Raw genomic sequence first — 20,277 nt, forward strand, 5'->3', positions numbered from 1 at the left:
GATGGTCTCAATAGCGCTCAAAGCCGCGCTGCAGTTCCCAGTCGGTTATCCGTCGGTCGTACTCTTTCTGCTCCCATTCGGCGGTGTGCACGTAGTGGTCGACCACTTCGTCACCGAACGCCTCGCGCAACATGCTTGAGGCCTTGAGCGCGGCACAGGCATCGCGCAGGGTCTTCGAGACTTCCGGCAAGTGCTCGTCGAGGTAGGCATCGCCTTCAAAGGGGGGCGCCAGGCTGAGTTTTTCGTCGATACCGGCCAGCCCCGCAGCGATCAAGGCGGCGAAGGCCAGATAAGGGTTGAGGTCGGCGCCGCCGATGCGACATTCGATGCGGATGGATTTGCTGCCTTCGGCGCACAAACGAAAGCCTGCGGTGCGATTGTCCCGACTCCAGACCGCCCGGGTCGGCGCGAATGTACCGGCCTGGAAGCGTTTGTACGAATTGATGTAAGGCGCAAGAAAACAGGTGATGTCGTTAGCGTATTTAAGTTGTCCGGCCACCCAGGAACGCATCAGCGTCGACATGCCAAACTCGGCCTTGGGATCGAAGAACAGCGGCTTTTTGCCATTCTTGTCCCACAACGAGTTATGGATATGGCTACTGGAACCGGCGGCGTCATAGCGCCACTTGGCCATGAACGTGATCGCCTTGCCCTGCAATTGTGCGATCTCTTTGCAGGCGTGCTTGATGATGACGTGCTGGTCGGCCATGGTCAGGGCATCGGCATAACGGACGTTGATTTCTTCCTGGCCCGGGCCCCATTCTCCCTTGGAGTTTTCCACGGGAATGCCGGATGCCTGCAGATGTTTGCGAATCGCCCGCAGCACCGGCTCCTCGCGGGTGGTTTGGAGGATGTTGTAATCCTCGATGTAGTGGCCGGCGGTTTTCGGCTTGTGGTAGTTGCGCTCGTGGATGGCCTCATAACTCTCGTCAAACAGATAGAACTCCAGTTCAGAGGCGAACATGCCGCTGTAGCCGCGCTCACGGAGTCGCTCGATCTGCTTTTTCAGGATTGCCCGCGGGCTGTGCGGCAAGTCCTGCCGATGGTGATGATCGAGCACGTCGCAGAGCACCAGCGCCGTGCATTCCAGCCACGGAACACGGCGCAAGGTGGCCATGTCGGGTTTCAGCACAAAATCGCCATAGCCCTTGCTCCAGCTGGCAGCGGCGTAACCCGGCACCGGCTCCATGTCGATGTCATCGGCCAGCAGGTAATTGCAGCAGTGGGTTTCTTCATGGCCGCTGTCGATGAAAAACTCGACCTGGAATCGCTTGCCGACCAATCGTCCCTGCATATCGACCATGCAAACCAGCACGGTATCGATATCACCTGCGGTAGCGGCGAGTTTCAGTTCTTCGAAGCTGAGGAGGGGCTCGGTCATCACGTCAGTCCTGCGTGAATGGTTTGGGCCTGTCTGAAATAGCTGTTGCAGACGCTCTTCAGAAAAACCCCAAACCTGCAGGCGCGAGCATCGTGAGCAATGAGCTGCTGAAAGCTTAGCCTACTGCTGCCGGGCGCAAGTCTCGCTGAGCGGATCCCGACGAGTCGGCAGCAGATCCAGCAGCTAAAATGACACTCAAGAGGGAGTGGCACGATGAGTGAGTTCGTCAAGGTCGCCTGCGTGGGGGATATCGAACCGGGTAACGGCATAACCGTGGACCTTGGGGGTACGCCCGTCGCGCTGTTCAATGTCGATGGCCGGTATTTCGCCATCCACAACACCTGCCCGCACGAAGACGGTTCGCTGGGAGAGGGAATACTGTGCGACAACGTGGTGATTTGCCCGGTACACGCCTACGAGTTCGACGTGACCAGCGGCGAATGCCTCACAGAACCGGCTTACCAGGTCGAACAGTTCGAGGTCCGGGTGGACGGTAACGACATCCTGTTACGGCAATCGTCGGATGTTTGAACGCTAGGGTCGCGCTCGGGTCCCAACGTAGAGGGAAGGAGTATAGTTAAACGATTCAATCGTCCTGCCCAAAGCAGGAGGCATCAGCGATGAGCACTGACAATGCGAGGATCCGCGAACTCAGCAAGCGGCCCTACAAGTACGGTTTTGTCTCTGATTTTGAGAGCGACGCAGCCCCGCGCGGGCTCAACGAAGACCTCGTCCGCCTGATCTCTGCGAAGAAAAACGAACCACAGTGGCTGCTCGACTGGCGTCTGAAGGCGTATCGCCACTGGCTGACAATGCGCGAGCCCACCTGGCAGAACGTCCACTTCAATCCCATCGACTACCAGGACATCATCTATTACTCGGCACCCAAACCGAAAACCCCGGGGCCCAATAGTCTTGACGAGGTCGATCCCGAGCTGCGCGAGATGTTTGGCAAGCTCGGTATCTCGCTAGCCGAACAGGAGCGCCTGACCGGCGTTGCGGTGGATGCCGTGGTCGACTCGGTCTCGGTCGCGACCACTTTCAAGCACAAACTCGCCGAAGTCGGGGTGATCTTCTGCTCGTTCTCCGAAGCCGTGCAAAACCATCCGGAACTGGTGCGCAAGTACCTCGGTTCGGTCGTGCCCTACAGCGACAACTTCTTCGCCACACTGAACTCGGCGGTGTTTTCCGACGGTTCCTTCTGCTACGTGCCCAAGGGCGTGCGTTGCCCGATGGAACTGTCGACCTACTTTCGCATCAACGCCGCGGACACCGGCCAGTTCGAACGCACGCTGATTGTTGCAGAGGAGGGCGCCTATGTGAGCTACCTCGAGGGCTGCACCGCACCGATGCGCGACAATAACCAGCTGCACGCGGCGGTGGTCGAGCTGGTCGCGCTGGATAACGCCCAGATCAAGTACGCCACGGTGCAGAACTGGTACCCCGGCGATGCCCAGGGACGTGGTGGGATCTTCAATTTCGTCACCAAACGCGGCAAGTGCGCAGGCGCGCACTCGAAGATTTCCTGGACTCAGGTCGAAACCGGCTCCGCGATCACCTGGAAATACCCAGGGGTGATTCTTCAGGGCGATTATTCAGTCGGCGAGTTCTATTCAGTCGCCCTGACAGCCAATCACCAACAGGCGGACACCGGCACCAAGATGATCCACATCGGCCGGCATACGCGCAGCACCATTCTGTCCAAGGGAATCTCTGCCGGTCATGGACAGAACACCTACCGCGGCCTGGTGAAGATCCAGAAAGCCGCGACCGGTGCCCGCAACCACACGCAGTGCGATTCGCTGCTGCTGGGCAGCGAGTGTGGCGCGCACACGTTTCCTTATATCGATGTGAAGAACCCCAGTGCTCAGGTCGAGCATGAGGCCTCCACGTCGAAGATCAGCGACGAGCAGCTGTTTTACTGCCGGCAGCGCGGCATCAGCGCGGAGGATGCGGTGCCGATGATCGTCAACGGCTTCTGCCGCGAAGTGCTCAAGGAGCTGCCGATGGAGTTCGCGGTGGAAGCCCAGAAACTGCTGGGCGTGAGCCTTGAGGGCTGCGTGGGCTAAGGCCCGGGGTGGGAGCATGCTCGAGATCAATGATCTGCACGCCAGCGTCGACGGCCGTGAAATCCTGCGGGGCATCACGCTGCGGGTGGAAGCGGGCGAGGTGCACGCGATCATGGGGCCGAACGGCTCCGGCAAGAGCACGCTGGCCCAGGTACTCGCAGGCCTTGAGACTTATGAGGTCAGCGGCGAGGTGCTCTATGACGGCCAGGACCTGCTTGCCATGCCGCCGGAAGCGCGGGCGGTCGCCGGGATTTTCCTCGCGTTTCAGTACCCGGTGGAAATCCCCGGCGTCGGCAACCTCTACTTTCTGCGCACGGCCCTCAACGCCGTGCGCAAGCAGCGCGGACTGGAGGAGCTTGATGCGCTGGATTTCCTTGAGCTCGCCAAGGAGCGCATGGCGCTGGTCGAGATGGACCAGAGCTTCATGAACCGCTCGGTCAACGTGGACTTCTCGGGTGGCGAGAAGAAACGTAACGAGATTTTCCAGATGGCAATTCTCGAACCCCGACTGGCGATCCTCGACGAGACCGACTCGGGCCTCGACATCGACGCGTTGCGGATAGTCGCGACCGGCGTCAACGCGCTGCGGAGCAGGGATCGCGCGCTGCTGGTGATCACCCACTATCAACGATTGCTCGACTACATCGTCCCGGATCACGTGCATGTCATGGCCAACGGGCGGATCGTCCAGTCCGGCGGCAAGGAGCTGGCCATCGAGCTGGAAAAGCACGGCTATGCGAGCTATGAGCAGGATTCTGCAGAGCCCGGAGCCAGGCCATGAACAGCGCGGCGTTCCTCTCACAGCTCACCCCCAGCGTTGACGCCCGGCGTCCGGCCTGGCTGCAAGCGTTGCGCCGTGCCGCGTTCCAGTGGGTGACCGACCAGGGTTTTCCAACGGCCAAGGACGAAGCCTGGAAGCACACGCGAGTCGCGCCGATCCTGGAAGTACCTTTCCAGCCAGCCAGGCCGGACGCGAGTCAGGACCTGTCCGTGGCCAGTGTCGAACGACTTGCCGGCGACTACGGCGGCGTGCGACTGGTCTTCGTCAACGGCTATTTCACCGCTGAGCTGTCAGCACTTGAAAGACTACCCCGGGGCGTTAAGGTGTGCTCTTTCGCACCGCTGCTGAACGCCGACAACGGGACGCTCGAAAGTCTGTTCGCCCATGCGTTTCACTCACAGCCGCAAGCCTTTACGGCGCTGAATACCGCGTTTGCCGAGGATGGGGCGTTGGTGCAGATTCCCGCCCGCACGACGCTCGACGCACCGATCCATCTGGTGTTTCTCTCGACGTCAGACGCCACGCCACGGGTGACCCATCCGCGTGTCCTGGTGCAGATGGGGGCAGGGAGCCGGGCGATTCTGGTGCAAAGCCACGTCGGCAGCGGCAATGAGGTCTACCTGAGTAACGCGGTCAGCGAGGTGCTGCTCGACGCCGACGCTACGCTCGAACACTACACGGTGCAGAACGAAAGCACGGCGGCATTCCATGTCGCGCTGCTCAGTGTGCGCCAGGCCCAGGGCAGCCACTTCATAGCGCATTCCTTGGCACTGGGCTCGAAACTGGCAAGGCAGGAGCTGCGCGTGGTACTCGAAGGCCCCGGCGCACAGGTCGCGTTGAACGGTCTGTACCTGCCGCGAGGCCAGCAACACCTGGACAATCAGACGACCATCGAGCATCAAGCGCCGAGCTGTACCAGCCGCGAACGCTATAAGGGCGTGATCGATGATCATGGGCATGGAATCTTTGACGGACGAATCATCGTGCGTCCGGGAGCGATGAAGACCGATGCCAGCCAGACCAACAAGAATCTGTTGTTGTCGACGTCGGCCCAGGTCAACACCCAACCCCGGCTGGAAATCTTCGCCGATGACGTCAAGTGCGCTCACGGTGCCGCCGTCGGCCAGCTGGATGAACAGGCCATTTTCTACCTGCGCTCACGGGGAATTGCGCTGGCGGCAGCGCGATCGCTGCTGACCTTTGCGTTTGTCAGCGAAATGCTCGAACTCATTCAGCTGGAGCCGTTGCGCGAGCATGTGCAGCGACTGATCACCGCGCAATTGCGCGGGCGGGAGGTGTCGGCATGAGCGACCTCGAAAACCGTCTTCAAGGGCTATCGAAACCGCTCCACCTTGCGCCAGGCTATGACGTCGAACGTGTGCGCCAGGCGTTCCCGATCCTCGCGGAGACGATCTACGGCAAGCCGCTGATTTACCTCGACAGTGCCGCGACCAGCCAGAAGCCGCAGGCGGTCATCGATGCCATGTCGCACTTCTTTTCAAAGGAAAACGCCAACGTGCACCGTGGCGTGCATTATCTTTCGGTACGCGCCACCGAGGAGTATGAAAAGGCTCGGACCAAGGTCCAGGGATTCCTCAATGCCGAGTCCGTCGAAGAGATCGTCTTCGTCCGCGGCACGACCGAAGCGGTCAATCTCGTGGCGCAAACCTACGGCAAAACTCAGCTCCGTGCCGGTGACGAGGTGCTGATCACGGCCATGGAGCACCATTCGAATATCGTACCTTGGCAGATGCTCTGCGAGCAGACTGGCGCGCGGCTGCGGGTGGCGCCCATCAACGACGCCGGCGAACTGCTGCTCGATGAGCTGGAACGGTTGATCGGACCCAGGACCCGGCTGGTGGCGGTGACCCATGTCTCAAATGTGCTGGGCACCATCAACCCGATCCGGCGCATTGTCGAGCTCGCCCATGCGCGGGGCGTACGCGTGCTGGTCGACGGCGCCCAGGCAGCTCCGCACCTCAAGGTCGACGTGCGAACACTGGGCTGCGATTTTTACGCGCTGTCGGGCCACAAGATGTACGGTCCCACCGGCATCGGCGTGCTCTACGGCCGTCATGAGCTGCTCGAAAGCATGCCGCCTTATCAGGGCGGCGGCGACATGATTCTATCGGTCAGCTTCGAGAAGACCGTCTACAACAAACCGCCGTACAAGTTTGAAGCAGGAACCCCGAACATGGCCGGCGCCATCGGCCTTGGTGCGGCAATCGACTTTCTCGCTGAACTGGGGCCAGAGGCGATTGCGGCTCACGAGCAGGCCGTGCAGGCCTACGCCACCAAGGCGTTGGCAACGTTGCCCGGCCTGCGGTTGATCGGTACGGCAGCAGAAAAGGTTGGGGTCCTTTCGTTTGTCCTCGAGGGTATCCACCCGCACGACATCGGCACCATCCTCGACCGCGAAGGGATAGCGATTCGCACCGGGCACCACTGCGCACAGCCCTTGATGAACCGTTTCGGCGTGCCCGCCACCGCTCGCGCGTCGCTCGGCTGCTACAGCACCGAGCGTGATATCGATGCACTGGTGGCCGGGCTGGCCAAAGTTCAGGAGGTGTTCCGATGAGTGGCGACGAACTGCGCGACCTCTACCAGGACGTGATCATCGACCACGGTAAACGGCCGCGTAACTTTCACCCGCTTGCGGATGCGACCTGTACGGCGGAGGGTTTCAATCCGCTGTGCGGCGATCAACTGAAGATTTATCTCCGGCTGGCAAACGGGGTGATCGAGGACATCAGCTTTCAGGGGGTTGGCTGTGCCATCTCCCAAGCCTCGGCGTCCCTGATGACGTTGGCGGTGAAGGGGAAAAAGCCGGAAGAGGCGCAGGCACTTTTTGCCCGGGTGCATACGTTGCTCACCGAAGGGCCAAACGCCCGCGTGGCACCCGCAGAGCTCGGTAAACTCGCAGTGCTTTCGGGCGTTTGGGAGTTTCCGGTGCGGGTCAAGTGCGCCACTCTGGCCTGGCACACGCTACGTAGCGCCCTCGAAGGTGGCGCCTCGCAGGTCACAACGGAGTAATAAGCAATGGCAGCCACATTACCAATCCCCCGTATTCACCTGCGCGAACCGGCACGCAAAGTCTTGCTCGATGCTCTGGCGGACGGCCACGTGCGCGGGGTGCGGCTCAAGATCGACGAGCATTTCGCGCATGAGTTTTTCTTCGAGCGCGCTGCCGAAGGAGATATCACGGTCGAGGCAGACGGCATCAAGCTGTTGCTCGATCCCGCAAGCGCGGGGCGAGCCGATGGTTTGTCCATCGATTTCGAGTACGACCTGCACGGTGCTGGCTTCCACTTCGATAACCCGAACAAACCGGGCTACCTGCAACCGATCGAACTCACGCGCGACTGCGCGGTGACCCTGATTCCCGGCGGGGAGCGGCTGCAACTGGGCCGTGGCGAGCAGGTGGTGGTGACCCAGGCGCTCGGTGGCAGCTTCACGGTTCAAATCTCCAGGGGCCGGCTGGCACGGATCGCCGCCGCTGACGCCGATGCGTTGGGACGGGATGTTCAACAGCAGGAGCAGCCCCAAGCGAGCAGCGGTGGCTTCGACATTCAGCAGGTGCTCGACATATTGCGCACCGTTTACGACCCGGAGATTCCAGTCAATGTGGTCGATCTCGGGCTCATTTATCAGTGTGAAAGCCGCTTGCTCGCCGACGGCGGCCAGCGAGTCGAGATCAAGATGTCCATGACCGCGCCCGGTTGCGGAATGGGCGACGTGCTCAAAGAAGAGGCGCGTACCAAGGTCCAGACTCTCCCAGGGGTCAGCGAGGTCGAGGTCGAGATCGTTTGGGACCCGCCCTGGGATCAAAGCCGCATGTCCGAGGCGGCGCGCTTGCAGTTGGGGCTGTTCTGAGGAACCCGGTGTAAGGAGCCAGCCATGAGCAATCGACTCGCCAACGAGACTTCGCCCTATCTGCGCCAGCACGCAGAGAACCCCGTCGATTGGTATCCGTGGGGCGAGGAAGCATTCCGCCGCGCGCGCGAGGAGGACAAGCCCATCCACCTGTCGCTGGGTTATGCCGCCTGCCACTGGTGTCATGTGATGGCCCACGAGTCGTTCGAGAACCCGCAGATCGCGCAACTGATGAACGAGCGTTTCATCAATATCAAAGTCGACCGCCAGGAACGGCCTGATCTCGACGACATCTATCAACAAGTCGTGCAGATGATGGGGCAGGGCGGTGGTTGGCCGTTAACGGTGTTCTTGACTGCGCAGCGCGAGCCGTTCTTCGGCGGCACTTACTTCCCGCCAGACGACGATTATGGCCGGCCAGGCTTCACTCAACTCCTGCTCGGCCTGAGCGATGCCTGGCAGAACAACCGTGCGGCGTTGCAACAGAACGTTGAGCAGTTCCTTCAAGGTTTCCGCAAGCTGGAGGCGTCTGAACGGGAGGGCGATACACCGCTGGAGCAAGATCAGCCGGCCGCCGCTGCCCGATTGTTTGCCCGGAACACCGACCCAGTGAACGGCGGTCTGGGCAACGCACCGAAATTTCCCAACCCGGCCTGCCATGATCTTGTCCTGCGCCTCTATCAGCGTCTGCACGAGCCGGATTTGCTGCATTCGGTAGAGCTGACCCTTGATCGCATGGCCGCCGGCGGGCTCTACGATCACCTGGGCGGCGGCTTTGCTCGCTATTGTGTGGATGAGCGCTGGGCTGTCCCTCATTTCGAAAAGATGCTCTACGACAACGGCCAGCTCGTGAAGCTCTATGCCGACGCCTATCGCGAGATCGGCAAGCCTGCCTGGCGGCGCGTGTTCGAGGAAACGATCGACTACATCCTGCGTGACATGACCCACCCTGACGGCGGTTTTTATGCCAGTGAAGACGCTGACAGCGAGGGTGAAGAAGGCAAGTTCTACGTGTGGACACCCGCTCAGGTACAGGCCGCGCTCGGTGAGCCGGATGCCGCGCTGGCCTGGCGGGCTTACGGCGTCACCGCCGCCGGCAACTTCGAGCATGGCAGCAGCGTGTTGCACCGCGCAGTCGAACTGGACGCGGCGCAGGAGGTGCAGCTCAAGGGTCTGCGCGACAGGTTACTGCTGGCGCGTGCCCAGCGTATTCGTCCGGCGTGTGACGAGAACATCCTTACCAGCTGGAACGCATTAATGATCCAGGGGCTCTGCGCCGCTTACCAGGCGACAGGAATCCGAACCCACCTGGACGCCGCGAGGCGCGCCGCTGATTTCATTCTGGACCGACTCTCGACGCCCGAAGGTGGCCTGTACCGGGCCTGGCGGGAGGGCACGGCCAAGGTTCCGGGTTTTCTCGATGACTATGCTTTCCTCGCCAACGCGTTGATCGATCTCTACGAGTGCGACTTCGAGAAACGCTATGTCGAGCGCGCCACGCAATTGGTCGAGGTGATCCTCGACAAGTTCTGGGAGGACGGACTCTACTTCACGCCCAGCGATGGCGAGTTGCTGGTGCACAGGCCCAGGGCGCCGCACGACAGTGCCTGGCCGTCAGGAACCTCGGCCTGCGTGTTCGTTTTCCTGCGACTCTTTGAGCTGACCGGCCGCGAGCTTTACCGCGAGCGCGCCGAGCAGGTATTGGCGATGTACCGCGCCGCGGCCGCGCAGAATCCCTTCGGTTTCGCCCATCTGCTGGCGGCGCAGGACTGGGTACAGCGTGGCCCGATCAGCATCGTCATTGCCGGCGAGCGCTCCGCCGCCAGCGCCTTGGTCGCGAGCCTGCAGCGCCGCTACTTGCCGGCACGCGTCCTGGCCTTTGCCGAGGATGTGCCCATCGGCGCGGGGCGGCATGCGCTCGCGGGGCAAACCAGCGCCTATGTCTGCCGAAATCACACGTGCGAACCGCCAGTCACCAGCGCCGAGGAGCTTGTAGAGCGCTGCCTGAAGTGAAGTGCCGGAACTGAATCGAACCGTCAACGCGAGGAGACCACGATGGACAACAAGAGCGACCACAACCCATTCACCTATCAACGCCTGAAACATCAATACCCTGATTACTTCAGCGCCATGGAGGCCTTGGGGACAGCGGTGCATCAGGCCGGCCCGCTGGACGAGAAAACCGTCCAGCTGGTTCAGCTCGGTGCCGCGGCGGCCATCCGCTCGGAAGGCGCAGTGCACAGTCATACCCGACGGGCACTGGCAGTCGGGGCGACGACTGAGGAGATCCATCACGCACTGATCGCATTGACCAGCACGATCGGCTTCCCGACGGTCATTGCGGCCATGAGCTGGGTGGACGATGTGACCGGGAAAGGCGGCAATGCCATGCCTGAGTCAACGGTCCTGTAGCGATTGCTCCGATGACACGAGTGCGATCAGGGCTTCAACTGTCCCTGTGGGCTCCATTCACTGGCAGGCGACTGCCCAGGCGATAGCGTGAGGAGGGATGGATCAGGCGCACATAGGTGACGATCTTGCCCTGACTCCAGGTCCGCCGCATAAGGACCAGGCAGGGTTCGTTGGCATCGATTTGCATGTGCTTGCTTTCATCGCTGCTGGGGTGGCTGGCTTCGACGATATGTTCCATTTCATCGGGCCTGATGACCTGCAACAGGTATCTTGCGGGTTGCAGGTGCTCGCCAAAATCCTGCTGCAGAAACTCCGGCACCAACTCGGGATTGACGTAGCGATCCTCGAGTTGCACCGGTACACCTTCTTCGCAATGCACGCAGAGCAGATGAAAAACCGAGGAACCGGTGGTCAGCGCCAGGGCGGCGGCCACTGGCATCGAGGCCGCCTCGCGTCCCAGGTGCAGGACGCGGCAGGTATAGCTGTGACCCCGAGCGACGATCTCGTCGGCGATGTTGGTGATGCGCAGCAGGTTCGATTGCGGTTTGCTTTCGGCCACGAAAGTGCCGACCCCCGAGATCCGCACCAGATGACCTTCTTCGGTCAGTTCGCGCAACGCCCGGTTGACGGTCATGCGCGACATGCCCAGCTCTTGCACCAAACGGTTCTCTGAAGGAATCAGGTCGCCGGGTTTCCATACACCTTCGCGTAGTTTGCTTTGCACAAAGTCCTTCGCGCGCCGATAGAGGGCTTGCGGTGCAGTTTTTATCATCAGTCGGTCCGCGTCTCTTGTACGGCAAGTACTCTTGCCAGGGCTTCAAGGAAAAGGTCGTTATCCTCACAGCTTCCGATGGATACCCGCAAGTACTGAGTGTATTCGACTTCGCGCCAGGGTTTGACGATCACCCCCTCGCGCAGCAGCGCCTGATTGATTTTTTCGCCAGGCCAGGGTGTGCTGAAGTACAGGAAGTTGGCCATCGACGGCGCCGTTGTCAGGCCCATCTCCTGTAAGGCCGCCTCCAGCCGTCGACGCTCGCAGGCGACATGCGCGAGGGTAGCGTGCAGATGTTCATCGTCGGCCAGTGCCGTAACCGCAGCGGCTTGGGCGATACGGTTAACGTTGAACGGCGTGCGCAGGCGGTCGATCAGATCAGCCAGCAGCGGATCACTGACGATGCCGTAGCCGATTCGCAAACCTGCCAGGGAATAGGCTTTGGAGAAGGTGCGCAACAGAATGAACGGTTTGCCGCTGGCCTGAATCAAACCCAGGCAGTCCGGGTAGTCGGCTTCGAATCGGGCGTACTCGTAATACGCCTCATCGAACACCAGCAAGCCCTGTGGCGGTAGTGCTGCGAGCAGTTGGCGCAGTTCGTCGGCGTCCAGGGTGCAGCCGACCGGATTGGACGGGCAGGAGAACATCAGCAGGCGAGTTCGCGGGGTGAGCGCAGCGATCATCGCCGGCACGTCAAAGGTCCCGTCGGCCGTCATCGGGACGCCTATAACACGGGCACCGGCGGCAATCGGGTAAATGAAGTGCAAACCGAAGGACGGCACCACCGTGACGACTTCATCATCATGGTCGAGAAAGACCCGACTGATGACGCTCAGCAAGTCTTCGGAGCCATTCCCGAACACCAACTGATTACCCGGGATCCCGAGCTTTTCAGACAGCGCGGCACGCAGCTCCAGACAATTGGCGTCCGGATACAAGGCGATGTTCGAGCAAGCCTGATTCATTGCCGCTGCGACGGCTGGCGCCGGGCCAAGGGGGTTTTCGTTGCTGCCAAGCTTGGCCACGCGAGTCAGCCCAAAGCGTTTGCGCACGGCTTCCGTGCTGAGGCCGGCGTTGTAGCTGGCAAGGTCACGGACTTCGGCACGGGCTAACAGATTCAGATCGTCGGCATTCATACTGGGCTGATCTCTTTGGTGTCTTGCCAGAAGGCATTGCGATCCAGGTAGTTCTGCAGGAATTGCTGCAAACGCGGCTGTTCGGCGTTGTGGAAAATCTCGTGAGGGGTTCCGTGGGCGACTACCTGGCCCTGATCGAGAAACACCACCGAGTCGGCCACCTGGGCGGCGAAGCCCATCTCATGAGTGACCACCACCATGGTCATGCCTTCCTTGGCCAGGGTTTTCATGACCTGCAGCACTTCGCCGACCAGCTCCGGGTCGAGGGCGGACGTGGGCTCATCGAACAGCATGATGTGCGGCTCCATCGCCAGCGCTCGGGCAATCGCCACGCGCTGTTGCTGGCCACCGGACAATTGCGCCGGATAGGCTGCGGCCTTGTGGGCCAAGCCGACCTTGTCGAGCATTGCCATGGCCCGTTTCCGGGCTTCATCGGCAGACAGTTTGCGCACGCGCAACAAGGCTTCACTGACATTGCCGAGGGCGGTCATGTGTGGCCACAGATTGAACTGCTGGAAGACCATGCCGACATTGCGCCGCACCTGGTTGATTTGCGACTGCGCCGCGCGCTTGCGGCCCTTGCCGTTGTCCGGCACCCAGCCGAGCAATTGACCTTCGATATAAATCTCGCCCTCGTCGTACTCTTCGAGGAACGCCATGCTGCGCAGCAGGGTGCTTTTGCCTGAGCCAGACGGACCGATCAGGCACACCACTTCAGAATGCCGGACCTGCAAGTCGATGCCCTTGAGTACACGCAGGTTGCCGAAGCTCTTGCCGACGTTGATCAGTTTGAGCATCGGCTCGCTATTGTCGGAGAGTGCCTTGGAAGTCTTCATCGCTTCACCTGATTGTTTCAATACGGATGAGTGTTGCGGGGCTGTTGGCGTCGAAGGGACAGGGTTCGCGCGCAGGTCCCTGGCGGTAGGGAGGAGGTTGTTCATCGCGGTTGCTTCTGCATGAAACGCCCGACGCGCGCTTCCAGCAGCATGCCCAGCCGTGAGCAGGCTTCCACCAGCAGCAGGTAGCCGATGCACAGCACCAACAGGGTTTCGACGAAGGCAAAGGTTTCCGAGCCGATACCGGTGAGGACCATGGTCAGTTCGGGGATGGTGATGATCGACAGCACGGCGGTTTCCTTGCACAGGATGGTCACCAGGTTGACCAGCGCTGGCAGGATGATCACCAGCATTTGCGGGATCTGGATGCGTGTGATGCATTGCAGGCGGCTGATGCCCAGGCAGTCGGCGGCTTCCAGTTGCCCGCGGGCTACGGACTCGAAACCGGTCCGGAAAATTTCAGCGAAATACACGCTGCCATAAATGCCCAACCCGAGAATGCCGGCCGGTATGGGGTCCAGGCTCAGACCGAAAGACGGGCCGCCGTAGTACACCAGGAACAGCTGGACCAGAAACGGCGTACTTCGAATCATCTCGATGAATACCCGCAACGGCGCGCGAACCAGGTTGTTGCCGAACAGTTGGGCGACGGCAATCACCATGCCCAACAGCAGCCCCAGCAGTACACCGCTGGACCAGGTGCCGAGGGTGACCAAAAAGCCTTCGCCGATGTCGCCAAGGTGGCCGGTGATGATCGTGGGGTCAAAGATCATGCGGTGCGCTCCTTCAGATGACGTTCCAGCTGTCCACCCAAAAACGCCAGCGGAATGTTGATCAGGCAATAGAAGCCGGCAAGCATCAGGTAGTCCTGAACGAACAGGTAGTCGCTGGCTGCAATGTTCTGCGCTGTACGGGTCAGGTCGGCGAGACCTACCACCGACACCAGCGACGAGGCCTTGATCAGCAGGATCATTTCATTGACCAGTGCCGGTAGCGTCAGGCGCACGGCTTGCGGGACGCGGATGCGCACCAGCATTTGCCCTGAACTCAGACCCAGCAGGCCGGCGGCTTCCAGCTGACCACCCGGGATGGCAAGAAAACCACCGCGCATGATTTCAGCGATATACGCACCCGCCGCCAAAGACAGACCGATCACCGCCGCCGCCATGGGTGAAACGTTGGGCAGGCCGATACGCGGCAGGAAGTAATAGATGAACAGCAATTGCACCAGCAGCGGAATACCGCGGAACACGAAAATATAAGCACCGCCCAAACGCCTGAACAACGGCAAGGGCGAAAGACGCAAACTGCCGACGATAACGCCGATGACAAAGCCGATGGCCAGCGCCGAGACGGAAATCTCGAGGGTCACCAGCAGGCTGTTCAACAGCAGCGGCAGGTTCTGCAACAGTAAAGGCCAATCGAACATCGTCGCGCCTCCAGCATGGATAAATCACCGGCTCGGCTGAGCCGGCGATCCGTTCATCGAACCCGTAAAGCTGGTTTACCAGGTCGGCTCGAAGTCAGCTTTTGGCACGTCCATTTCGGCACCCAGCCATTTCTTTTGCAGGGCGGCGAGACGACCGTCATCGTGCATTTTCAGCATCGCGGTATCGAGAGCGGCGATCAGGCTGTTGGCGTCGTCATCCTTGCGCCCCAGGTAAGCGAAGTAGGATTTTTTGCCGAATGGAGGCAACACCACCTTGTACTTGTCCGGATGCTGCGCGGCGACGTAGGAGATGTTTGGCAGCGAGTTGGCGACGGCAACGATGCGCTTGGTCCCAAGCTCTGCGTAAGCCTGGTTGTTGTCGATGTATTCACGGACATCGACTTTCTTCGGTAGGGTGGAGGAGAAGGTTTTCAGCTCTTCGAGCTGCGCCGAACCCTTGCCTGCGCCCACGGCTTTGCCAGCGATGTCTTCAGGTTTATTGATCGGGCTGTCCTTGGCGCTGACCAGCAACGCCACGGTCGCTTCGGCGACTGGCAGCACGAAGTGGTAGCGCTCCTTGCGCGCCTTGGTGACGATGATCGGGCCTGCGACCATGTCGAATTTCTTCGCTTCAAGGCCCGGCAACACGCTTGGCCATGGCAAGTCCATGAACCTGACCTTGACCCCCAACTCTTTGCCCAGTTGCTCGAACAGCTCGGCGTTCAGGCCTTTCTGTTTACCGTTCTCGGTAAAGTCGAAAGGTGCAAATTGCAGCTCGGTACCGACCACCAGCTCACCGGCCTTTTTCACATCGGCGAGCTGGTCGGCCTGGGCCGCCATACAGGCGCCCGCCAGGGCCAGGGCGATGCACAGACCGTTGAATTTTTTACTGAACAGAGAATCGAGTTGCATGGTGTAACTCCTTCATCAGGTGCAGCGAGGCTTATGTGTGTTGGTTCTAGTTATGTGTTGCGGGTGATTCATGACCGCTACAGCAGTTAACGTGCCACAGCGGTATATACAGCCTGAAATTGACCTCAGCCGAAGATTTTCCCCGGGTTGAGAATGCCTTTGGGGTCGAAGCAATCCTTCAGTTGCTGCATCGCCTGGCGAGCTTCAAGGCTGACCGAGTGATGGAGAAATTCGCGCTTGAGCAGTCCGATGCCATGTTCGGCCGAGACCGAGCCGCCCAGTTCGCCGACCGCGCTGTAGACCAGCTCCTCGACTTCAAGGATGGGTGCGGGTTGAGGCAGGGACGCACAGTCGACGGTCAGGTGCAGGTTGCTGTCGCCAATGTGGCCGAAGTACACACTGTGGTTGCCCGGCCAGCGTTGCTCCAGACGCTCGCGGCAGCGTTCGGCGAAGTCGCCGATCAGGCCGATGGGCAGGCTGACGTCGAAGTTCAACGGGGTCATGCGCAAGGGAAATTCGCCGGTCGCTTCGCGGATTTTCCAGAGCGCCCGGGCCTGGGTCTGGGAGCTGGCGAGGACTGCGTCAACCACTTCACCGGCGGTGAAGGCCTGTTCCAGCGTCTGTTCAAGCAGATCCCGAGGGCTGGCGCATTCGAGCAGTACATAGAGCGGGTAATCGAGCGATAGTGGTGCGGTCGGGTTTTCCAGCCAGGAAACGCCCAGGCGGAAGAAGTCTTGCCACATCAGCTCATACGCCTGCGGCGTACCGACACTGCGTTGTACCCGCCGCAGCAGGCTGACGGCACTGACGTAGTCGGGCAGTGCGCAGAGCAGGGTGGTGGTTTCACCCGGTGTCGGTGCCAGTTTCAATACCGCACGGGTGATCACCCCGAGCGTGCCTTCGCTGCCGATGAAGCACTGTTTCAGGTCATAACCGCAGTTGTTCTTGATCATCTTGTTGAGCAGGTTGAGGATCCGGCCATCGGCCAGGACCACCTCCAGGCCGAGTACCAGATCTCGGGTCATGCCGTAGCGGATCACGGCATTGCCGCCGGCATTGGTCGCGATGTTGCCGCCAATCTGGCACGAGCCACGGGCGCCGAGGTCCAGCGGGAATACAAAGCCCGCATCGACAACCGCGTGCTGGATTTCCTCAAGGGTCGTGCCGGCCCAGACGCTGATGGTCGCTGCCGCCGGGTCGATTTCTTCGATGCCGCGCAGGCGCTCAAGGGACAGCGCAATGTCCGTCTCACGGGGCACTGCGCCGCCCGCCAGTCCGGTCATCCCACCTTGGGGGACCACCGATTGTCGTGCGTCATTGCAGATGCGCAAGGCGCTTGCGACCTGCTCCGTCGTACGCGGCAGCAACAGCGCGGCAGGGCAGGCCGGTGCATGGCCAGTCCAGTCGCTGTAGTGCCGTTGACTGATATCGGCGCCCGTTAGTACTGCGGCATCGCCCAGCGCCAGGCGCAATTGTTCGAGGGTCAGTTGCAAATCGCTCATCGGTTCAACTCACGGTGAAAGATGTGGAGGGCGTCGCGCACAGCTGGCGACGATCGAGCTGGTTCAGGTCTGGTGTGCCGAGTAACGACAGGGCCAGGCGCAACTCTTGGGCGAGCAGGTCGAGGGCATGGCCGGCGCCTGCTTGCCCGCCGACAGCCACTCCATACAAGGTAGCGCGCCCGAGCAAAACTGCATCGGCACCGAGGGCGCAGGCTTTGAGGACGTCAGTGCCACGGCGGATACCGCTGTCGAGCAGCAGCGTGAGCTTGCCTTTGGCCACGGCGGCAATTGCCGGCAGGCAGTCGATGCTCGCCGGGACGCCGTCCAGTTGCCGGCCGCCGTGGTTGCTCACCACCACCCCATCGAGACCCAGTGCAACGGCTTTCTCGGCATCTGTCGGATGCAACACCCCTTTGAGTAACAACCGTTGTGGCCAGCGGTCGCGCAGGCGGGCGAGGGCATCCCAATCGAGCCCGGTGTCCATTTGCGAGCCGATGAAATGCGCAGCACCTTCGATGTTGCGTTGCTCAGGTGGCAGGTACCGTTCGATGTTGCCCAGGTTTGGAAGGCCATGGGGCCACAGCGCCTGGGCCATCCAGCGTGGATGATTGAGCACGTCAAACTTGTTGCGCAGGCTCAGTTGGCGGGGCCGGACAAAGTTGCGTTTATCCCATTCCCGGTTGCCCAGCAGCACGGCGTCGCTGGTCAGCAAAAGGGTTTTGCAACCCACGGCGGCGGCGCGTTGCAGCAGGTCTTCCTGGACCTTGGGATCATGCAGGCAATACAGCTGGAACCAGAGATTCACTTCAGGCACTGCCGCCACCACTTGCTCCAGTGAACTGGTAGAAACCGTACTTAAGGTGAAGGGCAGGCCGCGCTCCGTTGCGGCGCGGGCCAGGTGAATATCGGCGTCGCGATAGAGCATGGCGTTGTAGCCGGTGGGACCGATGGCGATGGGCAGCGGCAGCTCTCGACCCAACAGCGAGCGCTGGAGTTGCGTCGTGCTGCAGGGCACCAGGGTCTGTGGCAGCAGGGCGATCTCGGCAAAGCCCTGACGGTTGCGGCGCAAGGTCAGCTCTTCTTCGGCACCGCCCTCCAGGTATTCCCAGGCGAAATGCGGCAAGCGTTGACGGGCCATCGCCGCCAACTCGGCAATGCTCTGTGCTCGACGATAATCGGGGCCTGAATAATAACGACGCATGGCATTTCCCATCGACTACGAAAGAGTAGCCGTTCGCCGCAGCGAACGGGTTAAGTGCAGATCAGGCGTACAGACGTTCGGCGGGCAACCAGCGAGTGAACGCTGCGTTTTCGACCCAGGCCCGTGCAGCAGCGATGTCGGGAGCGAAATAGCGGTCTTCGTCGTAATGCGCGACTTCGCGGCGAATCATCGTCAGCACTTCGCCGAGCTTTTTCGACGTCTGCAACGGTGCATGCAAATCCACGCCTTGAGCGGCGCCCAGCAGTTCGATGGCGACGACCGCGCTGCTGTTGCCGGCCATGTCCAGCAAACGACGTGCCGCAAAGGTCGCCATCGAGACGTGGTCTTCCTGGTTGGCCGACGTCGGCAGGCTATCCACCGACGCTGGATGCGCGAGGGTCTTGTTTTCCGAGGCGAGGGCAGCTGCGGTGACCTGAGCAATCATGAAACCGGAATTCAGGCCGCCTTCACGCACCAGAAACGCCGGCAGGCCCGACAGTGCCGGGTCGACCAGTTGGGCGATTCTGCGCTCTGACAGTGCACCGATTTCCGAAATGGCCAGGGCCAGTACGTCGGCCGCCATGGCGACCGGTTCGGCGTGGAAGTTGCCGCCGGAGAGCACGTCGCCGTCGGCGCAGAACACCAGCGGGTTATCCGAGACGGCGTTGGCTTCACGCAGAAACACCCCGGCAGCGAATCGCATGTGGTCAAGGCAGGCGCCCATGACCTGTGGCTGGCAGCGCAGCGAGTAAGGGTCCTGCACCCGGTCGCAATCGCGATGGGATTCGCGAATCTCGCTGGTGGCCAGCAGTTCACGGTAGAGCGCCGCCACGTCGATTTGCCCCGGTTGTCCGCGAACGGCCTGGATTCGTGGGTCAAACGGCACGTCCGAGCCTTTCAATGCTTCAACGCTCAGGCTGCCGGCGACGACCGCAGCGCTGAACAGTTTTTCGCAGGCAAACAGACCACGCAAGGCCAGCGCGGTTGAAACCTGAGTGCCATTGATCAGCGCCAGGCCTTCCTTCGGGCCCAGTACCATCGGTTCCAGGCCGGCAATCGCCAGGCCTTCGACGGCATCCATTTCACGCCCTTCATGACGCACCCGGCCAACACCGATCAACACGGCCGACATATGCGCCAACGGCGCCAGATCGCCCGAAGCGCCAACCGACCCTTGCGACGGGATGCAGGGGTAAACCCTGGCGGCATAGAGCTTGCTCAGGGCCTGAATGACTTCCCAGCGAATCCCGGAAAAACCACGGGCAAGGGAGCCGACCTTGAGTGCCATGATCAGGCCGACACTGGCGTCATCCAGTAACGGGCCGGTGCCGGTGCAGTGCGACAACAGCAGGTTGCGCTGCAGCTTGGCCAGCGATTCGGTGGGAATGGACGTCCGTGCCAGCAGGCCGAAACCGGTGTTGATGCCATACACCGTGCGCTGGTTGGAAATAATGTCGTCTACCGTACGGGTACTGGCATTGACCACGTCGAGTGCGGCCGGGTCCAGCTCGAAAGGGCTTTGCAACTGGTAAATGGCGCGCAATTGATCGAGGGTGAGTTGACCGGGTTTGAGCTGCAGCGATGTGTGCATGGAAAGCGTCCTGAGGTCAGGGTGATGGGGAATAGGCTAGCTATATGATCCTGTATATACAGGTAGAGCAAAATGCAGGCCATAATTCCGAATCCGCTCGCCAACCAGCATTCCAGACCTTGTTTACCCAAAGTGAAGAGACAATCGAGGACGCCTGTTTTTTCAGCGCTGTAACCAAAGGTTGCACCAAGCGGGGGCTCTCTGCACCCAGCTGGGGCGAATGGAAACTGGAAGGTAACGGGGTGTCAGCGGTTTATTTCGGTGATCAAACAATTAAATTCGCTTTAGCCCGAGACGTGTCGGTGAGTGCCTGGTCGGGCGGCACAATAAATGCTTTTTCCTGTATATACCGGTTAGTCATTAGCCGGCAGAACCCTTCATC

19 protein-coding genes are annotated in these 20,277 nt (G+C 60.9%); 9 read left to right on the top strand and 10 right to left on the bottom strand.

Features of this window, described 5'->3' with window-relative positions; all coding sequences use genetic code 11:
• Positions 1 to 7: 7 nt before the first annotated feature.
• A complete protein-coding gene (locus BK658_RS06265; protein ID WP_123581550.1) occupies positions 8 to 1,381 on the bottom strand; it encodes a glutamine synthetase family protein in 1,374 nt (457 codons plus the stop codon).
• Positions 1,382 to 1,594: 213 nt separating this feature from the next.
• On the opposite strand from BK658_RS06265, the gene BK658_RS06270 reads away from it, so the two are divergent.
• The 9 genes from BK658_RS06270 (at position 1,595) to BK658_RS06310 (ending at position 10,516) form a co-directional block, all read left to right on the top strand.
• A complete protein-coding gene (locus tag BK658_RS06270; protein WP_123581551.1) occupies positions 1,595 to 1,912 on the top strand; it encodes a Rieske (2Fe-2S) protein in 318 nt (105 codons plus the stop codon).
• 89 nt (positions 1,913 to 2,001) lie between these two features.
• Positions 2,002 to 3,450: a Fe-S cluster assembly protein SufB gene (gene sufB / locus BK658_RS06275; RefSeq protein WP_123581552.1), complete on the top strand. Its 1,449-nt coding sequence runs from the start codon at positions 2,002 to 2,004 to the stop codon at positions 3,448 to 3,450.
• Between the two features lie 16 nt (positions 3,451 to 3,466).
• A complete protein-coding gene (gene sufC / locus BK658_RS06280; RefSeq protein ID WP_123581553.1) occupies positions 3,467 to 4,231 on the top strand; it encodes a Fe-S cluster assembly ATPase SufC in 765 nt (254 codons plus the stop codon).
• Positions 4,228 to 5,538, top strand: coding sequence for a Fe-S cluster assembly protein SufD (sufD, locus tag BK658_RS06285; protein ID WP_123581554.1), 1,311 nt, complete (start codon positions 4,228 to 4,230; stop codon positions 5,536 to 5,538). The genes sufC and sufD overlap by 4 nt, the downstream gene beginning before the upstream one ends.
• Positions 5,535 to 6,809, top strand: coding sequence for a cysteine desulfurase (locus tag BK658_RS06290; protein ID WP_123581555.1), 1,275 nt, complete (start codon positions 5,535 to 5,537; stop codon positions 6,807 to 6,809). The genes sufD and BK658_RS06290 overlap by 4 nt, the downstream gene beginning before the upstream one ends.
• Positions 6,806 to 7,264 carry a Fe-S cluster assembly sulfur transfer protein SufU gene (sufU, locus tag BK658_RS06295; protein ID WP_123581556.1) on the top strand — a complete coding sequence of 153 codons (459 nt, stop codon included), beginning with the start codon at positions 6,806 to 6,808 and terminating at the stop codon, positions 7,262 to 7,264. Before BK658_RS06290 ends, sufU begins: the two co-directional genes overlap by 4 nt.
• A 6-nt stretch (positions 7,265 to 7,270) precedes the next feature.
• Positions 7,271 to 8,104 (top strand): putative Fe-S cluster assembly protein SufT, encoded by an 834-nt coding sequence (gene sufT, locus BK658_RS29920; protein WP_185019788.1) that lies wholly within the window; start codon positions 7,271 to 7,273, stop codon positions 8,102 to 8,104.
• Between the two features lie 24 nt (positions 8,105 to 8,128).
• Positions 8,129 to 10,117 carry a thioredoxin domain-containing protein gene (locus BK658_RS06305; protein WP_123581557.1) on the top strand — a complete coding sequence of 663 codons (1,989 nt, stop codon included), beginning with the start codon at positions 8,129 to 8,131 and terminating at the stop codon, positions 10,115 to 10,117.
• Between the two features lie 42 nt (positions 10,118 to 10,159).
• A complete protein-coding gene (locus tag BK658_RS06310; protein ID WP_123581558.1) occupies positions 10,160 to 10,516 on the top strand; it encodes a carboxymuconolactone decarboxylase family protein in 357 nt (118 codons plus the stop codon).
• 34 nt (positions 10,517 to 10,550) lie between these two features.
• Here the strand turns inward: BK658_RS06310 and hutC are convergent, their stop codons facing one another.
• The 9 genes from hutC to hutH form a co-directional block, all read right to left on the bottom strand.
• Entirely contained in the window at positions 10,551 to 11,288 is a 738-nt protein-coding gene (gene hutC, locus BK658_RS06315; protein ID WP_123581559.1) for a histidine utilization repressor, read from the bottom strand.
• Positions 11,288 to 12,424, bottom strand: coding sequence for a histidinol-phosphate transaminase (hisC, locus tag BK658_RS06320; protein ID WP_123581560.1), 1,137 nt, complete (start codon positions 12,422 to 12,424; stop codon positions 11,288 to 11,290). The genes hutC and hisC overlap by 1 nt, the downstream gene beginning before the upstream one ends.
• On the bottom strand, positions 12,421 to 13,221 hold the full coding sequence (locus BK658_RS06325; RefSeq protein WP_185019792.1) for an amino acid ABC transporter ATP-binding protein: 801 nt from the start codon (positions 13,219 to 13,221) through the stop codon (positions 12,421 to 12,423). Before BK658_RS06325 ends, hisC begins: the two co-directional genes overlap by 4 nt.
• Before the next feature lie 140 nt (positions 13,222 to 13,361).
• A complete protein-coding gene (locus BK658_RS06330; RefSeq protein ID WP_123581562.1) occupies positions 13,362 to 14,033 on the bottom strand; it encodes an amino acid ABC transporter permease in 672 nt (223 codons plus the stop codon).
• Positions 14,030 to 14,689: an amino acid ABC transporter permease gene (locus tag BK658_RS06335; protein ID WP_123581563.1), complete on the bottom strand. Its 660-nt coding sequence runs from the start codon at positions 14,687 to 14,689 to the stop codon at positions 14,030 to 14,032. Before BK658_RS06335 ends, BK658_RS06330 begins: the two co-directional genes overlap by 4 nt.
• A gap of 75 nt (positions 14,690 to 14,764) precedes the next feature.
• Positions 14,765 to 15,601 (bottom strand): transporter substrate-binding domain-containing protein, encoded by an 837-nt coding sequence (locus BK658_RS06340; protein ID WP_123581564.1) that lies wholly within the window; start codon positions 15,599 to 15,601, stop codon positions 14,765 to 14,767.
• 125 nt (positions 15,602 to 15,726) lie between these two features.
• The gene (locus BK658_RS06345) at positions 15,727 to 17,103 is read right to left on the bottom strand and encodes an FAD-binding oxidoreductase (RefSeq protein ID WP_123581565.1); all 1,377 of its coding nucleotides are present in this window, start codon (positions 17,101 to 17,103) and stop codon (positions 15,727 to 15,729) included.
• Positions 17,104 to 17,107: 4 nt separating this feature from the next.
• On the bottom strand, positions 17,108 to 18,304 hold the full coding sequence (locus BK658_RS06350; RefSeq protein WP_123581566.1) for an alpha-hydroxy acid oxidase: 1,197 nt from the start codon (positions 18,302 to 18,304) through the stop codon (positions 17,108 to 17,110).
• A gap of 61 nt (positions 18,305 to 18,365) precedes the next feature.
• Complete coding sequence (hutH, locus tag BK658_RS06355; RefSeq protein ID WP_123581567.1) at positions 18,366 to 19,895, bottom strand: histidine ammonia-lyase; 1,530 nt, start codon at positions 19,893 to 19,895, stop codon at positions 18,366 to 18,368.
• Positions 19,896 to 20,277 lie beyond the last annotated feature (382 nt).

Origin of the sequence: Pseudomonas brassicacearum (assembly GCF_003732175.1) — a bacterium.
Classification (GTDB): domain Bacteria; phylum Pseudomonadota; class Gammaproteobacteria; order Pseudomonadales; family Pseudomonadaceae; genus Aquipseudomonas; species Aquipseudomonas brassicacearum_G.

Excerpts from the sequence above, each read along its gene's own strand:
- BK658_RS06265 (WP_123581550.1), bottom strand. The coding sequence starts at position 1,381 with ATGACCGAGCCCCTCCTCAGCTTCGAAGAACTGAAACTCGCCGCTACC.
- BK658_RS06350 (WP_123581566.1), bottom strand. The coding sequence starts at position 18,304 with ATGCGTCGTTATTATTCAGGCCCCGATTATCGTCGAGCACAGAGCATT.
- hutC (WP_123581559.1), bottom strand. The coding sequence starts at position 11,288 with ATGATAAAAACTGCACCGCAAGCCCTCTATCGGCGCGCGAAGGACTTT.
- hisC (WP_123581560.1), bottom strand. The coding sequence starts at position 12,424 with ATGAATGCCGACGATCTGAATCTGTTAGCCCGTGCCGAAGTCCGTGAC.
- BK658_RS06270 (WP_123581551.1), top strand. The coding sequence starts at position 1,595 with ATGAGTGAGTTCGTCAAGGTCGCCTGCGTGGGGGATATCGAACCGGGT.
- BK658_RS06335 (WP_123581563.1), bottom strand. The coding sequence starts at position 14,689 with ATGTTCGATTGGCCTTTACTGTTGCAGAACCTGCCGCTGCTGTTGAAC.
- BK658_RS06290 (WP_123581555.1), top strand. The coding sequence starts at position 5,535 with ATGAGCGACCTCGAAAACCGTCTTCAAGGGCTATCGAAACCGCTCCAC.
- sufB (WP_123581552.1), top strand. The coding sequence starts at position 2,002 with ATGAGCACTGACAATGCGAGGATCCGCGAACTCAGCAAGCGGCCCTAC.
- hutH (WP_123581567.1), bottom strand. The coding sequence starts at position 19,895 with ATGCACACATCGCTGCAGCTCAAACCCGGTCAACTCACCCTCGATCAA.
- BK658_RS06310 (WP_123581558.1), top strand. The coding sequence starts at position 10,160 with ATGGACAACAAGAGCGACCACAACCCATTCACCTATCAACGCCTGAAA.
- sufU (WP_123581556.1), top strand. The coding sequence starts at position 6,806 with ATGAGTGGCGACGAACTGCGCGACCTCTACCAGGACGTGATCATCGAC.
- BK658_RS06325 (WP_185019792.1), bottom strand. The coding sequence starts at position 13,221 with ATGCTCAAACTGATCAACGTCGGCAAGAGCTTCGGCAACCTGCGTGTA.
- BK658_RS06345 (WP_123581565.1), bottom strand. The coding sequence starts at position 17,103 with ATGAGCGATTTGCAACTGACCCTCGAACAATTGCGCCTGGCGCTGGGC.
- BK658_RS06305 (WP_123581557.1), top strand. The coding sequence starts at position 8,129 with ATGAGCAATCGACTCGCCAACGAGACTTCGCCCTATCTGCGCCAGCAC.
- sufC (WP_123581553.1), top strand. The coding sequence starts at position 3,467 with ATGCTCGAGATCAATGATCTGCACGCCAGCGTCGACGGCCGTGAAATC.
- sufD (WP_123581554.1), top strand. The coding sequence starts at position 4,228 with ATGAACAGCGCGGCGTTCCTCTCACAGCTCACCCCCAGCGTTGACGCC.
- BK658_RS06340 (WP_123581564.1), bottom strand. The coding sequence starts at position 15,601 with ATGCAACTCGATTCTCTGTTCAGTAAAAAATTCAACGGTCTGTGCATC.
- BK658_RS06330 (WP_123581562.1), bottom strand. The coding sequence starts at position 14,033 with ATGATCTTTGACCCCACGATCATCACCGGCCACCTTGGCGACATCGGC.
- sufT (WP_185019788.1), top strand. The coding sequence starts at position 7,271 with ATGGCAGCCACATTACCAATCCCCCGTATTCACCTGCGCGAACCGGCA.